The sequence below is a fragment of the Desulfomicrobium escambiense DSM 10707 genome (assembly GCF_000428825.1).
GTDB lineage: Bacteria > Desulfobacterota > Desulfovibrionia > Desulfovibrionales > Desulfomicrobiaceae > Desulfomicrobium > Desulfomicrobium escambiense.
Map to the genome: position 1 here is coordinate 1 of NZ_AUAR01000020.1, position 16,382 is coordinate 16,382.

10 protein-coding genes are annotated in these 16,382 nt (G+C 64.2%); 4 read left to right on the forward strand and 6 right to left on the reverse strand.

The features are described 5' to 3' along the window. Together G394_RS0113695 and G394_RS0113700 are read right to left on the reverse strand one after the other, a co-directional pair. A partial coding sequence (locus G394_RS0113695) for a methyl-accepting chemotaxis protein (RefSeq protein ID WP_028578142.1) occupies positions 1-1,395 on the reverse strand: 1,395 nt, incomplete at its 3' end. 71 nt (positions 1,396-1,466) lie between these two features. After that, positions 1,467-3,416, reverse strand: a complete 1,950-nt coding sequence (locus G394_RS0113700) for a PAS domain S-box protein (protein ID WP_028578143.1) — start codon at positions 3,414-3,416, stop codon at positions 1,467-1,469. Positions 3,417-3,827: 411 nt separating this feature from the next. On the opposite strand from G394_RS0113700, the gene G394_RS19275 reads away from it, so the two are divergent. Genes G394_RS19275 through G394_RS0113720 form a run of 3 tightly spaced genes read left to right on the forward strand, consistent with a single transcriptional unit; the run spans position 3,828 to position 10,348 of the window. Further along, entirely contained in the window at positions 3,828-6,683 is a 2,856-nt protein-coding gene (locus tag G394_RS19275; protein WP_051307200.1) for a response regulator, read from the forward strand. After that, positions 6,677-9,925, forward strand: a complete 3,249-nt coding sequence (locus G394_RS20360) for a PAS domain S-box protein (protein WP_051307201.1) — start codon at positions 6,677-6,679, stop codon at positions 9,923-9,925. Before G394_RS19275 ends, G394_RS20360 begins: the two co-directional genes overlap by 7 nt. Positions 9,926-9,952: 27 nt before the next feature. Then, on the forward strand, positions 9,953-10,348 hold the full coding sequence (locus G394_RS0113720) for a response regulator (protein WP_028578144.1): 396 nt from the start codon (positions 9,953-9,955) through the stop codon (positions 10,346-10,348). Positions 10,349-10,357: 9 nt separating this feature from the next. On the opposite strand, the gene G394_RS0113725 is transcribed toward G394_RS0113720, so the two are convergent. Beyond that, positions 10,358-11,428 carry a protein-glutamate methylesterase/protein-glutamine glutaminase gene (locus tag G394_RS0113725; RefSeq protein WP_028578145.1) on the reverse strand — a complete coding sequence of 357 codons (1,071 nt, stop codon included), beginning with the start codon at positions 11,426-11,428 and terminating at the stop codon, positions 10,358-10,360. A gap of 93 nt (positions 11,429-11,521) precedes the next feature. Then, positions 11,522-12,184: a CheR family methyltransferase gene (locus tag G394_RS20365; protein ID WP_028578146.1), complete on the reverse strand. Its 663-nt coding sequence runs from the start codon at positions 12,182-12,184 to the stop codon at positions 11,522-11,524. A gap of 94 nt (positions 12,185-12,278) precedes the next feature. Between G394_RS20365 and G394_RS19290 the strand changes: the two genes are divergently transcribed. After that, positions 12,279-12,815 carry a chemotaxis protein CheD gene (locus G394_RS19290; protein WP_245578343.1) on the forward strand — a complete coding sequence of 179 codons (537 nt, stop codon included), beginning with the start codon at positions 12,279-12,281 and terminating at the stop codon, positions 12,813-12,815. Between the two features lie 86 nt (positions 12,816-12,901). On the opposite strand, the gene G394_RS20370 is transcribed toward G394_RS19290, so the two are convergent. Together G394_RS20370 and corA are read right to left on the reverse strand one after the other, a co-directional pair. Continuing rightward, on the reverse strand, positions 12,902-15,016 hold the full coding sequence (locus G394_RS20370; protein WP_051307202.1) for a putative bifunctional diguanylate cyclase/phosphodiesterase: 2,115 nt from the start codon (positions 15,014-15,016) through the stop codon (positions 12,902-12,904). Between the two features lie 198 nt (positions 15,017-15,214). Further along, the gene (gene corA, locus G394_RS0113745) at positions 15,215-16,294 is read right to left on the reverse strand and encodes a magnesium/cobalt transporter CorA (protein ID WP_028578147.1); all 1,080 of its coding nucleotides are present in this window, start codon (positions 16,292-16,294) and stop codon (positions 15,215-15,217) included. Positions 16,295-16,382: the final 88 nt, after the last annotated feature.

The following is a 16,382-nucleotide window of genomic DNA, read 5'->3' on the forward strand; positions in this document are numbered from 1 at the left end:
GACCACGGCCTGTCCGCCGGCCTGGGCGTCCTGGGCTGCCTTGAGGGCGATCTTCTCGGTCTGGGTGGCGTTGTCGGCGTTCTGGCGGATGTTGGAGCTCATCTCCTCCATGCTGGACGAGACTTCCTCGACGGACGCCGCCTGCTCGGTGGCGCCCTGGGAGAGCTGCTCGGCCGAGGCGCTCAGCTCCTCGGAGCCCGAGGCCACGTTGTCGGAGGCCGACTGGACTTCACTGACGACCTCGCGCAGCTTGGCGACCATCTCGCGCAGGGCCTGGGCCAGGATGCCCAGTTCGTCCTTCTGGTTGACGTCCACCTCTGCTGTCAGGTCGCCCTGGGCCAGCTTGCGCGCGAAGTCCACGCCCTTCTGCACGGGCACGGTGATGGCCTTGGTCAGGAACACCGCCGTGAAGATGCCGATCAGCACGCCCACGGTCAGGCCGCCGATCATGACGGTCGATGCCGTGGACAGGTTCTGCACGGCCTCGTCGGCGATCTTCTGGGTGCCTTCCAGGCCCGCCTCGGCCGTCTGCTGGGCGGCCGCAAGGACATCCTGACCGGACTTGGCCCGCTTGGCGTTGATCTGGTCGAGTTCCTTCCAGTGCTCGCCCAGACTGTTCATGGCCGTCTTGTACTGCATGGCGGCCTCGCGCGTGGCCGCGATCTGCTTGAGGTTGACCTCCTGCCTCGTCACGGTCTTGAGCTTGTCGAACAGCCCTTCCATTTTGGGAAAATTGTCCATGGCGGCTTCGACGAGCTTCAGGTCGCGTGTGGCCTGGGCGCGCCAGACCTTGATGCGGGTGTCGTTGCCGAGGTCGATGATGTCGTTGAGCCAGGTGATCTTGTCGAGGCGCTCCGACAGCTTCTCAGCCGAGGCGCCTTCGGCCATCTCACGTTTCATGGCCTCGTTCTGGGATTCGAGATAGTCGGCGCAGTTCTTCATGTACAATGCGGCGCCCTGGTCCAGGGCCTTGCGGTCGTTGTGCATCGCCTCGACGACTTCCACGGTCTGGTCGGACAGGGCGACGTAGGCGGCGACCTCGCCCTTGGCCGTGACGACCTGCTCCTTCAGCTTGACCAGCGAAGGATAGGTCTGCGCGTGCTTCTCGGCCACGCCCAGGCCCTGCTGCACGGCGGCGAGCTTCTTGCGCCCCTCGTCCAGGAAGGTCTGCTCTTCCGTGAAGGCGTAGCCGCGCCAGGCGTACATGGCCAGCAGGGACGAACGCTCGATCTCGTTGGCCATGCCAACTTCCGGGACATACTCCTTGGCCAGGCGGATGGAGTCGCCCTCGACGCCCTTCATGTTGAACACCGCCATGCCGCCGAGGATGCATGCAATGAGAATCAGAACTCCGAAGCCTCCGCCGATCTTGATTCCCAACTTGATGTTTTTCATTCGTCCCTCCTTGTGAGTGAAACGGCGGAAATCCGCCAAAATTCTTTCCCTCTGGCCTGTGTATTGCGGTCTCATCGCATGTCGCCAGGGACGAGCTCGCGGCTCTTCCTGGCCTGGATGTCCTCCAGAAATACGTCCCAGCCCCGTACGCCGCCGCGGTCGCCGCGGGCCACCCTGATGGAGCGGGAGGTCCAGGGGGTGGTGCCGTCCTTGCAGCGGATGCGGCATTCGAAACCCGTGATCTCCTCCCTGGCCAGGATCTGCTCCTGCAGGGCGGCCCAGTCCGAAGGCGAGGCGAAGGCCTCGGATTCGGAGTGCACGGAGCGCATCATCTGCCTGGCCGAGGCGTAGCCGTGCAGGCGGGCGTAGCGGGCGTTCATGCGCACGAACCGTCCCGCGGCGTCCACGGTGCACAGGCCGATGGGCGCGGACTCGTACATGTCCTGGAGCTGCGCGTCGCTGTCCAGGGCGATGCGGGACTGCCGCTTGGCGGTGATGTCGCGCACGAAGACGATGACGCCGGTGACCTCGTCGCCGCTCATGTCCCGGATGGGGTAGGCGCTGAATTCGATGGAGCGCACGGACGTCGACGACGTTACCTCCAGCACCTCGAACTCGTTGCGGCCCGTGCGCAGGGACCTGACCGCAGGGCAGCGTGCGCAGCACTCGCCGAGCTGGTGGAAGGCCTGGTGGCACTTCTTGCCCACGGGGTTGAAACCTTCGGCGTACCAGCGGACCATGGTCGGGTTGGCGTAACGCACCGTCATGTCCGGGGCGAGGACGCTGATGCCCTCCTCGATGCTGCCCAGGAGCGTTTCGAGGAAGGCTTCGTTGGCCAGGATCTGTTCCTCGATGGCCTTGCGCTGGCTCATGTCGTGGTGGGTGCCCGTAATGCGCGTGGCCGCGCCCGTGGCGCCCTTCTCCATGAGCTTGCCGCGGGAGTGGATCCACTTGTAGGACCCGTCCTTGCACAGCAGGCGGTACTCGAAATCGTAGAACTCGGTTTCGCCGCGCACGTGCGCCGCCAGCGTGTCCATGGCCGGGCCGCGGTCTTCGGGGTGGAGCATGCGCTCCCACTGGTCGATGGTCAGTTCGAATTCGTTGCCGGCGTACCCGAGCATGGCCATCCACATGGGCGAGTGCTGCACCCGGCCCGTGGGGATGTCGTAGTCCCAGACCGCGCCGCGCGAGCCTTCCAGGGCGAATTTCCAGCGTTCCTCGCTGGCTTCCAGGGCCTGCCTGGCCTGCAGCAGTTCCGTGACTTCGAACTGGAGGTGCACGATCTGGGTCACGGTCCCATCCGCCGCCAGCACCGGGGCGCTGCGGAGCAGCCAGTGCCGGCCGTCGATGCTGCGGTATGTCCCGTTCTGGATGGTGCGCGTCTTGAGCGCCCGCCAGGCCGTGCAGTAGGGGTTGGCTTCGGAGCCGTCTGGGCCCAGCTGGCCGCAATTGCCCGTGCCGAGCTGGTGCATGAGGCTCGACGGGTTGTCCGTGACCGGGGTGTTGGACCAGACGATGCGGAACTGGGTGTCGAGGAGGACCACGGACACGTCCCGCAGGTTCTGGAGGATGGTGCTCTGCACCTTCTGCTGTTCGCGCAGCTGACCTTCGAGAACCTGCCGCTGCCGGATCTCGTCGCGCAGCAGCCTGGTCAGCTCTTCGAGTTCGTTCTTGCGCTGGGCCAGACGCTGGGTGGGCGAGTCGGCGGTCAGTCCGGCCATCACGGACTGAAGGGAGACCAGGGACTCCTGGAAGGCTGCAGGGTTGGAGCGTATCAGGGCGGTGGTGCGCTCCGAGAGCTTCCCGGCCAGGGCCATGAGCACTTCGGGGTCTTCGCCCAGCAGGCGTGCCAGGGCGTGGATGCGCTCCTCGGTCAGGGGGGCGTTCTCACCGCGTTCGAGCTTGCTGAGGTAGGAGTGGTGGATGCCGATGCGCTTGGCCACACTGCGGATGGAATAGCCCGAGTGTTTGGCGGACAGCGCCTCCCTGCGCTCTTTGACGTAACTTCCTAGGGAGCTCATGTGTCTATTATGAAGTAGCCATAATTTCCGGTGCAAGCATTATTTCGTCTGACACGCCACGTTTGCAAAAAATAATCAGGACGGATGTTGTTTTCAAAAATTCGCATGGTTGAGATGCTGCTGCCGTCATACGCTCTCGTCCGGGCCGAGATCGCCTTGGGCTGAAATTGGTAGCCGGCCTGGGCCGCAGTGGTCATCGGCGGGTCGACAAAAGTTGTGCTCGCGGAGCAAAATTACATTGACCATGGAAAAGTGGCTACCACATAATCGTCATCAGGGGCGCCTGGTGACTGCCGAAGCCGGAACGAGTCCAGGTAGGCCCTCGGACGGGTCTTTTCTGATGGATGGCTTCCCGCCGGCATCCGGAGCATCATGCCAGGGACTGTAACGCAGCAAAGGACGGACGCGACCATGGAAGGACTGTTCAGGAGCAAGGCGTGCCCCGAGGGCGTCCGCACGAGCGCCGGCCCGTCGCAGCCAGGGACCTGCGGCGTTCCCTCTGCGCGTCGGGTCGCGACCGCCCTTTGGCACGAGGTGCAGGGTGCGGCCACGCCGTGGACCAGGGTGCGGCCGCTCAGGGGCCTGGCGGCGGTCCTGCTGTGCGCGTTTTTTGCAGTCAGTGCCTGGGGCGGGGGGCGTCATGCGCTTCTGATCAGCTCCTACCATCCGGGATTCCCCACGTTCTTCGACCAGGCCGGCGGACTTCGCGAGGCCCTGGAGCCTGCCGGGGTGGCCCTGGACGTCGAGTTCATGGACACCAAGCGTTTTCCCGTGAGCGAGGCCTCCGCGCGCTTTCTCGATTCCCTGCGTTTCAAGCTGGCCGCGCTTCCGGCCTACGATGTCGTGGTCACGGCCGACGACGCGGCCCTGCATTTCGTCCTGGACCACGGGCGCGAGCTGTTCCCTGGCCTGAACGTGGTCTTCTTCGGGGTCAACGATCAGGACCTCGCTCACGGCCTGAGCGGTTCCCAAGGGTTCACCGGGATCATCGAATCCGTGTCCATGGGCGAGACCCTGCAGGACATCCGGTCGCTGCGGCCGGGAGCCCGGGGGGTGCACGCCGTGGTCGACGGTCAGCCCGGGGGCCGCGGTGACCTGAGGACGTTCCTCTCGCAGCAGGGTCGCATCCGGGACCTCGAACTGCATGTCCTCGACCTGGACACAATGTCCTGGGACGAACTCGGCAGCAGGCTGTCCGCCGTGCCGAAAAGCGACGCGATCCTGCTGCTCTCGGCCTACAGAGACCGGCAGGGGGAGGGCCGTTCCTTCGAGGACGGCCTCGGGTTCATCCTGCGGCATGCCGGGGCGCCCGTGTTCCATCTCTGGGAGCACGGGATCGGTCAGGGCATCGTCGGGGGCAAGGTCATCTCCCACCGGGAACAAGGCCGTCTCGCCGGCGGGCTCGTGCTGCGCATTCTGGGCGGCGAGGCGGCGCGCACCCTTCCGGTCATCGAAGGCGACGACGCCAACAGACAGGTCTTCGATCATGCCGCGCTCACGCGCTTCGGCATCGACGAGGCGCTCCTGCCGGATGGGAGCGACGTCCGGGGCCGGCCCGTGTCCCTCATCTCGCGCTACATGCCGCACATCCTGCTGGCCGGGGCCGTGGTCTGCGTGCTGGTGACCCTGGTCGCGGCCCTGTTGCAGCACGTGTTCCGCCTGCGCAGCGCCAAGGCCAGCCTCATGGACAGCGAGGCGCGCTACAAGGCCCTGTTCAATGCCAACGCGGACGGTATCCTGGTGGCCGAAAGGGCCGGAGGGCGCTTTGTTTTCGCCAACCCGGCGGTGTGCCGGATGTTTGGCTACTCGGAAGGGGAATTCCTCTCCCTGGGCGTGGAGGACATCCACCCGCGCGAGCATCTGGCGGAGGTTTTCGCCAACTTCGATCAGCAGTCCAGGGGACAAAAGGATCTTGCCGAGGGCTTACCGTGCCTGTGCCGGGATGGGGGAGTCTTCACGGCCGACATCAGGAGCTTTCCCCTTGAGGTCGACGGGACGCCGTGCCTGGTCGGCCTGTTCCGCGACGTGACCGAGCGCAGCCAGGTGCTCGAAGCCCTGTGCCAGGCCCGGGACGCGGCCGAGGCGGCCAACCGCAGCAAGTCGGAATTCCTGGCCAACATGAGCCACGAAATCCGCACGCCCCTGAACGGGATCCTCGGCATGCTGCAGCTCCTGGAGGGCCTGGAACAGTCCGTCGAGCAGCGGCAGTACGTGCAGATGGCGGCGAACTCCGCCCGGCGGCTGACCGGGCTTTTGAGCGACATCCTGGACCTTTCGCGCATCGAATCCGGCCGGTTGGCCGTCTGCGAACGGCCTTTCGAAGTGCAGGAAGTCTGCGCCTCCATCGAGGAGCTTTTCTCCCAGGCGGCCGACAGGAAGGGCGTGCGCCTGGAGGTGGTGGCGGCCGCCGGACTGCCCGGCCGGTTGACGGGGGATGTCCTGCGGTTGCGCCAGATTCTCTTCAATCTGGTCGGGAACGCCGTGAAGTTCACCTCGGACGGGTTCGTGCGCGTGGACATGGAGTCGCTGGGCCAGGACGCGTCCGGGCGGGAGCGGATCCTGTTCTGCGTCGGCGACAGCGGGCCCGGCATGGACGACGCCTTCCTGTCCAAGGCGTTCGAGCCGTTCGTCCAGGCCGAGAAGGAGTATGTCCGTCAGCACCAGGGCGCCGGGCTCGGTCTGGCCATCGTCAAGCGCCTGGTGCACATGTTGGGCGGGACCTTGGCCATCGACAACGCTTCGGGTGGCACGACGGTCTGCTTCACTCTGCCCATGGCGGCCGCGGGAGAGGCCTGTGCGGCGTATGGCGAGGAGGCGCCTCCGGAGCCGGACTCCCTCAGAATCCTGCTGGCCGAGGACGATCAGGTCAGCGTGTTCGCCGCCCGCCGCCTCCTGGAACGGATCGGCCACGCCGTCGTCTGCGTCGAGAACGGGCGGCAGGCCCTGGATGCCCTGCGCGGCGGGGAGTTCGACGTCGTGATCATGGATGTCCAGATGCCGGTCATGGACGGGCTGCAGGCCGCGCGGCTGATCCGGGCCGACGCCGGCCTTGGGTCCATGGCCAGGGTGCCGATCATCGCCATGACCGCCTACGCCATGAGCGGCGACCGCGACATATGCCTGGCGGCGGGCATGAACGACTACATCTCCAAGCCGGTGGGCGCCCGCGAGCTGAAGCGGGCGTTGACCTGCGCGGTCCCGTCCGGGTCGGGACGGAGCGGGTTAGGGGAGCAACGCACAATTGGCGATGAGGGCGCGTCATGCTGAGACAGACAGGCGAAGGACCTTCCGGCGAAGTCCGCTTTCAGGACATTTTTGACCTGGACGAGATCCAGAAGATTCAGGACGGCTTCGCCATGGCCACGGGGGTGGCGTCCCTCGTGACCACACCCGCCGGGACCCCCCTGACCCGGCCGAGCAACTTCACCCGTCTGTGCCGCGACATCATCCGCGCCACCGCGCCGGGGTGCGCTAACTGCATGCGCTCCGACGCCCTGCTCGGGGTCCACAACCCCGGAGGACCCGTCGTGCGGCGCTGCCTGAGCGGCGGCCTGTGGGACGCCGGGGTGAGCGTCACCGTGGATGGCGTGCACGTGGCCAACTGGCTCATCGGCCAGGTCCGTTCCTCGGGCGATGACGACGCCCACATGCTCGACTACGCCCTGGTCATCGGCGCCGACCCGGACGAATACCGCCTGGCCCTGGCGAAAGTCCCGTTCATGACCGAGGAGCGCTTCCGGCAGGTGGCCGACGCCCTCTTCGTCATCGCCAACTCCCTGTCGGAAAAGGCCTACCACAAGGCGCAGCTGATGCGGGAGAAAAGGGAGCGGGAAGCGCGGGAGGCCATGCGCGCCATGCTCATGGACCGCAGCCGCGACGGCATTGTCATCATCGGCCAGGACCACCGCGTCGTCGAGGCCAACCGGCGCTTCGCCGACATGCTCGGCTACGACATGGCCGAGGTGACGGGCCTGTACACCTGGGATTACGAGGCCAACCTCGGGGAAGCGGAGGTCCGGGAGATTTTCGGCGACTTCTCCATCATCGAGAACACCTTCGAGACCAGGCACCGCCGCAAGGACGGCTCGGTGTTCGACGTGGAGGTCAGCGTGGCTGGTGCGGCGGTCGGCGACAGCTCCTGCGTCATCGGCATCTGCCGTGACATTTCCGAGCGCAAGGAGGCCGAACGGCAGGTCCGGCAGAGCGAGGAGCATTTCCGCGCCCTCTTCGAACTGAGCCAGGACGGGTATGTCCTGGCCGACCCGCAGGGGCGCTTCCTTGACGCCAACAGCGCCTACTGTCGGATGACGGGCTACTCCCTGCCCGAGTTGCGCCAGCTCGGGGATTTCTACGCCATCACGCCGGAGAAATGGCGGCACTGGCAGCGGACCGAAATCTGGCCCAGGCTCCGGAAGACCGGCGACACCGGGGTGTACAGCAAGGAATACATCCACAAGGACGGCCACATCTTCCCCGTGGAACTGCGAGACTTCGCGGCCTTCGACGAGGAGGGGGACGTCCGGTACGCCTGGGGCATCGTGCGCGACATCTCTGAGCGCATGCGCACCGAGGCGCGCATCAGCACCCTGATGCAGATGGTCGAGCAGAGCCCGGTCTGCATCGTCATGACGGACCCGCAGGGGCGCATCGAGTACGTCAACCCGAAGTTCACGCAGATCTCCGGCTACACCTTCGCCGAGGTCAGGGGACAGAACCCGCGGATTCTCGGCTCCGGCCGGAAGTCCAGGGAGGAGTACGGCGAACTCTGGGCGACCATCGCCTCCGGGCGGCAGTGGCGCGGGGAGTTCCACAACCGCCACAAGGACGGCAGCCTGTACTGGGAGTCCGCCCTCATCGCGCCCATTTTCGACCCCGACGGGAAGATCACCCATTACGTGGCCATCAAGGAGGACGTGACGAAGCGGCGCCAGGCAGAGGAGGAACTGCGCAAGCGCGAGGTCAACTTCAACCGGGTCGTGGACATCCTCCCCCAGCTGGTCTCCTACGTGGACCGCGGCCTGTGCTATCGTTTCGTCAACAAGGCCTACGCCGGCCTCTTCCCGGCTGGCGACATCGTCGGCAGGAGCGTGCCCGAGGTCATCGGGCCGGACGCATTCGAGAAGTCCCGGGAATTCATCGAACAGGCATTCCAGGGCAAGACGGTCCATTACTCGTACATGCTGCCGTACCCCGGCGTCGGCGAGAGGTTCATCGACGCCTATCTCGTCCCGGATTACTCGGGCGAAGGGGAGGTGGAGGGCTACTACGCCATCCTGAACGATCTGACCCACCTGAAGAAGGTCGAGGACTCCCTGCGCCGCGCCAAGGACGAGGCCGAGGCGGCCAACAAGCTCAAGTCCGAGTTCCTGGCCAACATGAGCCACGAGATCCGCACCCCCCTGAACGGCGTGCTGGGCATGCTGCAGCTGCTTATGTCCACGCGGCTCGACGAGGAGCAGCAGGACTGCCTGCAGACCGCCATGAAGTCGTCCGGGCGGCTGACCCGGCTCCTGAGCGATATCCTCGACATTTCCAAGATCGAGGCCGACAGGCTGGTCTTCAGGGAGCGCTGCTTCGACATGGGCGAGATCGAGCAGGCCCTGGCCGACCTGTTCTGCCAGACCATCAGGGAGAACCGCGTGGCCTACGCCTTCCGTCGCGACCCCGGCCTTCCGGGGACGCTGCTCGGAGACGACGCCAGGCTTTTGCAGGTGCTCTTCAACCTGGTGGGCAATTCCCTGAAATTCACGGACAAGGGGAGCGTCGAGGTCGAGGTTTCGTCCCTGCCGCGTACGGCCGGTGCGGCCGTCAGGCTCCTGTTCACGGTCAGGGATACGGGGCCGGGCATGTCGGCGGAGACGCTCAAGGACATTTTCGAGCCGTTCATCCAGAGCGACGGATCGTACACGCGCCGCCATCAGGGAGTGGGGCTGGGGCTGTCCATCGTGCGCAAGCTGGTCGGCCGCATGGGGGGGACCTTGTGCGTGGATTCAGAGCCCGATCAAGGGACGGCCATCCACGTCTCCCTGCCCTTCGGGCTGCCCACTGTGTGTCCGATCGAGGAGGTCGTGGCCTCCGGGTCCGGCAGGCGTGAGCTGCGGGTGCTGCTGGTGGAGGACGACGAGGTCAACCTCCTGTGCGGCCAGCGTCTCCTGAGCAGGTCCGGGCACGCCGTGACCACGGCCCGCAACGGCCAGGAGGCTCTGGAGGTTCTGCGTGCGCGCCGGGATTTCGACGTGGTGCTCATGGACATCCAGATGCCCGTCCTGGACGGGATTCAGACCGTCAGGGCCATCCGCCGCGCCGCGCCGTTCGAGGCCGTCGCGGACATCCCCATCATCGCCTTGACAGCCCATGCCATGGCCGGAGACAGGGAGAAGTTCATGGCCGCCGGGATGGACGGGTATCTGAGCAAGCCCATCGATATCGGCAAGATCGAGCAGGAGATGGAGCGGGTACTTTTGGAAAAGGAAAGGCGGGACGCGCCGGGCTTTCGCGCGCGACCGTAGGCAGGACATAAACACACAGAGGTTGCAATGCGAATTCTGATTGTCGAGGACGATTTCGTCGGCCGCAAGATCATGCACAAGCTGCTTATGGAGTACGGGGAATGTGACATCGCCGTGGACGGGGCCGAGGCGGTCAAGGCCTTCGACCTGGCCTGGGAGGCGGGGAACCCCTACGACGTCCTGTTCCTGGACATCATGATGCCCAACATGAGCGGCCACGAGGCCCTGAACATCATCAGGAGCAAGGAGAAGGAGCGGGGCGTGCCGCTGTCCAGGGAGGTCAAGGTGATCATGACCAGCGCCCTGGACGACGTGAAGAACGTGACCCAGTCCTTTTTCCAGGGCGGGGCGTCGGCCTATCTGGTCAAGCCCATCGAGCGTCGCAAGATCATCGACGAGCTGCGCAAGCTCGAGCTGATCTGAGCCGGGGCGTCAGTCCCGGCAGAGCTGGAGCACCGTCGGCGCGATAAGGTTCAGGGGCACGACCTTGTCTACGCCGCCCAGCTTGATGGCCTCGCCGGGCATGCCGAAGACGACGCAGGACGCCTCGTCCTGGGCCACGGTCACGGCCCCGGCCTCGTGCATCTCGAGCATGGCCTTGGCCCCGTCGTCGCCCATGCCGGTCATGATCACGCCCACGGCGTTCTTGCCGGCGTAGCGGGCGGCCGAGCGGAAGAGCACGTCCACGGACGGACGGTGGCGCGAGACCAGGGGGCCGTCCTTGATCTGGACGTAGTACCGGGCTCCGCTGCGCTTCAGCAGCATGTGCAGGTTGCCCGGCGCGATGAGGGCCTGGCCGCGCAGCACGGTATCGTTGTCCGCGGCCTCCTTGACCGTGATGTCGCACAGAGTGTTGAGCCGCTGGGAAAAGGCGGCCGTGAACTTCTCGGGCATGTGCTGCACGATGACGATGCCCGGACAGTCCACGGGCATGGCCTGCAGCAGGGTCAAGAGGGCCTCCGTGCCACCGGTGGACGCCCCGACCACCAGGACCTTCTCGGTGGTCTGAACCATGGCCTTGGACGCGGGCTTGGGCAGCATCGCGTCGGCCGTGAGCTTCTGGCTGACCTTGAGGGTGCGGGGCACGTACTTCTTCACCTTGGCCTTGGCCGCGGCCTTGACCTCGTCGCACAGCATGATCCGTGACTCCTCCATGAACTGCTTGGTGCCGACCTTGGGCTTCTGGATGACGGACACGGCGCCGTATTCCAGGGCCTTCATGGTCGTTTCGGCATTCTTTTCCGTCAGCGTCGAGCAGATGATGGTCGGGATGGGGTGCTGGCTCATGATCTTCTTCAGGAAGGTGATGCCGTCCATACGCGGCATCTCCACGTCCAGGGACAGCACGTCCGGAACCTGCTCGCGCATGATCTCGGCGGCGGCGAAGGGGTCGCCGGCGGCGCCGATGACCTCGATCTCCGGATCCGAGGAATAGATGGAAGTCAGAGTCTGACGGACCAGGGCCGAGTCGTCGACGATCAGTATGCGGATTTTCGTGCTCATGTTCGTGCGCTCCGGAAACGGGTGGGATGGCCTGATTCTGGGCACTATATATGCAGAATCATGGCGAGTAAATCGTCAATGGGCGCGAAGGGTTCAGACGGCCTGATACAGGGCGTGTCCCAGGTGCCGCAATCCGGGCGCGCGGGACATGCGCACCCCGAGCACCAGAATGCCGCCCGGGGCCAGGTATCCGCGCAGCCTCTGCGCCAGGGCGGTGGCCAGGGCGGGGTGGAAATGGTGCAGGACTTGGCGGCAGACGATGACATCCATGGGTTCGCGCAGGGAAAAGGACTCGAAGATGTCCTGGCAGCGGAAGCTGACGCGGTTGCGCACGCCGGGGCGCAACCGGACCAGATCGTCGGGGGCGGTGCGGCTGCGCAGGAAGTAGCGCTTGGTCAGGGCCACCGGCAGGGAGCTGACCGTGGATGCGGGATAGATCCCCCGCACTGCCTGACCCAGGTTGGCGGGCAGGAAGTCCGTGCCCAGGATGGAGAACTCAAGGCCCGGCAGCCTGGCCGCTTCCTCCAGCAGGGCGATGCACAGGCTGTAGGCGTCGATGCCGCGGTCGCAGCCGGCCACAAGGAAAGACGTCAGCGGCTCCCCGTGGCGGTGGTGGTCGGCCACGATTTCGGCCAGGAAATCGAATTGTCGGGTGTCGTGCAGAAACCCGTGGTCTTTGGACAGGGCGTCGACCAGATAGGGAAGCTCCAGACGCAGGCCCGGACAGAAGGTGTTTTCAGCTGATGACTTCTGCATTGAGAAAAGTTATTGTTTGCAAACTGGAACGGCGTTTCCTCAACCTACACCCCAGGACTTCGTGACGGCAATGCACAAGACCGCGAAAAAAAGGATGTCCCTGCCCCCCAAGGACCTGGAGGGTGTCGAGGACTGCCGGGACATGCCTCACGAGTACCTCCTCGTGGGGCAGGGCGGGGTCTACAAGACTCCGACGGTGGTGCAGACGGTGCTCGGCTCGTGCGTATCCGTGACCATGTACTGCGCCCGGTACCGGTGGGGAGGGATTTTTCACGCCCTGCTGCCGCGCATCGGTGACTTCTCCAAAACCTCGGCGCCTGACGAGCGCTTCCGCTACGTGGACTCGTCCATCAAGGAACTGCTGCGGGAATTCGCCAAGGCGGGCATCTATCCGGACAGCCTGGAGTGCAAGGTGTTCGGCGGGGCCTCGCCCCTGCACCAGAACTGCGACGCCTCGGCCGGCCGGCGCAACGTCGATGCGGCCATGGAGACCCTCGAACGCGAGGGCGTGAGCGTCAGCGCCTCCAGCGTGGGCGGCAACGTGGGCCGCAAACTCTTCTTCCGCACCGACACGGGCCTGGTCCTGCAGAAACGCTTCCAGGTCAAGGCATGCAAGGAGTGCGGGCGCTGAAGCCCGCACATCGCCGTTTTCCCCTCCCCATCCATTCCCATTCGCCAGCCCATGCCATTGCAGGGCAGCAGGGAGTCCGGCGTTTTTCAGCGCGCGAGATACGCGGCGATGAAACCCTCGACCTGGTCGAGGAAGATGGGCCGCGAGAAATGGAACCCCTGGGCGAATTCGCAACCCATCTCCTTGAGGACCTGGTACTGGCGCTCGCTCTCGATGCCTTCGGCCACCACCGACAGGCCCAGGCTGTGGGCCAGGTTGACGATGGTGCGCACGATGACGCGGTTGGCGTGCTGCTCCAGCTGGGTCACAAAGCTGCGGTCGATCTTCAGGGTGTCGATGGGAAAGCGCTGCAGGTAGCTCATGGACGAGTAGCCCGTCCCGAAATCGTCGACCAGGATCGCCACGCCCAGTTCCTTCATGAGCCTGAGCTTCTGGACCGTAATGTCGGGGTTGGTCATGACGTCGCTCTCGGTGATTTCGAGCTTCAGCAGCGACGGGGAGATGCCGTTGGATTGGATGCAGTCGAAGATGTTCTGCACCAGGTCCGGGCTTGAGAACTGGCGGGCCGAAAGGTTGACGGAAATGCTCAGGCCGCTGTCCGGAAAGGTGGTCGCCCACGAGGCCAGGACACTGCAGGACTGTTCCAGGACCCACTGTCCGATGGGCAGGATGAGGCCGGTCTGTTCGGCGATGGGGATGAACTCCGCCGGCGAGACCCAGTCCCGGTCCGCGGGCTTCCAGCGCAGCAGGGCCTCGAAGCCGGTCAGGACCGGCTCCTCGCCGATGGCGAAGATGGGCTGTAGGGCCAGATGCAGTTCGTTGTCGCGGATGGCGTTGCGCAGCCTGCTTTCCGTGTCCATCTTGCGCAGGGCCTTGTCCTGCATTTCATGGGCGTAGAAGCGCAGCTGGTCCGGCCCCTGTTCCTGGGCGTGGCGCAGGGCTATGTTGGCGCCCTGCAGGTAGTTTTCGGGCGTTTCGTAATCGCTCGGGCCGAAAAGGGCACCGAGGCAGGCGCTCAGGTGCAGGGCGTGCCCCTCGATGATCAGGGGGCGGTTCAGGGCGGCCTTGATCTTCTTAATGGCGGTTACGGCGCTTTTCTTGGACGGCAGTTCTTCGAGCAGGACCACGAATTCGTCGTCGCCGAGCCGGGCCACGGTGTCGATGGACGATACCTCGTCCTGCAGGATGCGGCCGATGGTCTTCAGGAGCGTGTCGCCGACAAAATGCCCGAGGCTGTCGTTGATGTCCTTGAAGCGGTCGACATCAACCTGCACGACGGCGAAAAGATAGTCCTCGCGCACCCTGGCGCGGTCCATGGCCTGCTTGATGCGGTCCAGGCACAGGGCGCGGTTGGGCAGGTTGGTCAGTGCGTCGTGGAAGGTGCGGTGCTGCAGCCGCTTTTCGGCGTCCTTGCGGGCTGTGGTGTCCTCGAAGATGGCCGCCACCTGACGTTCCTGGGGGCTGAAGGCCACGATGGAGAAATGCCGGCCCAGAAAGGCGGCGAAGCCGTCGAAGCGGATGGACTGGCGGCTTATGGCGGTCTTGCCCAGGACGTCTATCCAGAAGGGCTCGACCCTGTCGGAAAGCTCACGCAGGCTGCGGCCGACGATGTCCTGGGCAGGCAGCTCGAAGAAATTGGCGAAGGCCGGATTGACGTCGAGCAGCACGAGGTCCACGGGCCGCCCCGCGTCGTTCAGGATCACCTCGTGCAGGGCGAAGCCGTTGAGCATGGAGTTGAAGAGCAGCCGGTACTGCTGCTCGCTCTTCTGCAGGGCCTGGGTGGCGGCGTGCTTGTAGAGGGCGATCTCGATGGCCACATGCAGGTCGCGCGGTTTGGCGGGCTTGATGATGTAGCCGAAGGTCTCGGTGATCTTCGCGCGGCCCAGGGTCTCCTCGTCGTCATGGCCCGTGAGGAAGATGATGGGGATCTGACTCTTTTCGAGGATCTTCTGGGCGGCCTCGATGCCGTCCATGCGGCCTTCGAGGAAGATGTCCATGAGGATGAGGGCCGGCTCCTGCCGGGCTACGGTCTCGACGGCCTCCTCGCCGGAAGCGACGATGCCCTGGACCGCGTACCCGAGCTGCTGCAGGCGCTGCTGCATGTCGAAGGCGACGATGACGTTGTCCTCGACGAGCAGGATGGAAGGTTTGTTCCGCCGCGTTTCCGGAGAGGAGGGCGAATCAGCGAACGTACTCTGCATGATGGTCCGGAAATCCTTGGGAAAGTGTTCGGTGTCACTGAAACGTATGCCTCTTTCCGCAGGCCCAGACAAGCATTTTCTGGAAACCAAGGACCAGAGCGTCTGTAGCGGGGAAAATCCGCATCAGGGGAAGACGGTTACGAGTTGCTGAGAAGCCTCAATGGTGCCCCGGGTGTGCCCACTGGTCATGGCGGACCATCAAATCCACTTCTTGCGTTTGAAAAACAGCACCATGCCGACGCCTACACCGGCCATGACCAGCCAGATCAGATAATATCCCCATGGCCATTTCAACTCGGGCATGTGTTCGAAATTCATTCCATAAACTCCGACGATAAACGTCAGCGGAATGAAAATGGTCGCGATTATCGTAAGCACCTTCATGATTTCGTTCATGTGGTTGCTGACACTCGAAAGATAGGTGTCATGCATGCCGCCCAAAAGGTCCCGGAAGGTTTCCACCATATCGATGACCTGGATCGTGTGATCGTAGAGGTCGCGAAGAAAAATGCGGGTTTCATGATGAATGAGCGGTGATTCGCTTTTTTCGATAGCGCCCACTTCCTCTCTCAGTGGCCAAACCGCTTTGCGCAAAACCAGTATCTCGCGTTTGAGGCGGTGAATTTCCTGCACGTCATCAGGCTGGGGATCAGCCAGGAGACGGTCGTCGATATCCTCGATAAAATCGCCGATCCGCTCGACGGCGAGGAAATAATGATCAACCACGGCATCCATCAGGACATAGGCGAGATAATCGGACGGCATCGCCCGTATCCGGCCTTTTGCAGACCGGATGCGCGCACGAACCGTATCGAAGACATCCCCCTCGTTTTCGAGAAAGGAGATGACGTAGTTCTTGCCCAGAATGAGGCTGACATGTTCGACGTCCACGGAATTGGCGGTTTCGCTGTAGCTCATCATTTTCAGGACGATGAACAGATAGTCGGGAAAGATCTCCGCCTTGGGGCGCTGGTTGGTGTTGACGAGGTCTTCGATGGTCAGGGGGTGGAGATTGAAGCGCTTGCCGATCAGTTCGATCATCCCGAGATCGTGAAGGCCGATGACGTTTATCCAGGTCACCGTTTCCGATTGGGCCAGAAGCGTGCATTGCTCCACGGTTGTGTCCGGAAATTCATTGAGGGCGGCATCGTCGTAGTCGATGATGTCTATTCGTGTTGTTTCCCGCTTGCGTTCCCCGATGAAGACCGGCGTCCCAGGGGCCAATCCGGATTTTGTGCTCTGCCGTCTGACATTTTTCCGCTTTTGTCTCTTGCTCATGCGGTCTCCTTGCTGGCGCGGATTCATGTTCCCCGCAATATGGTTCCTCGCGTCGGGACGTTGGTCGCCAATCCCTCCGCTGTGCTGT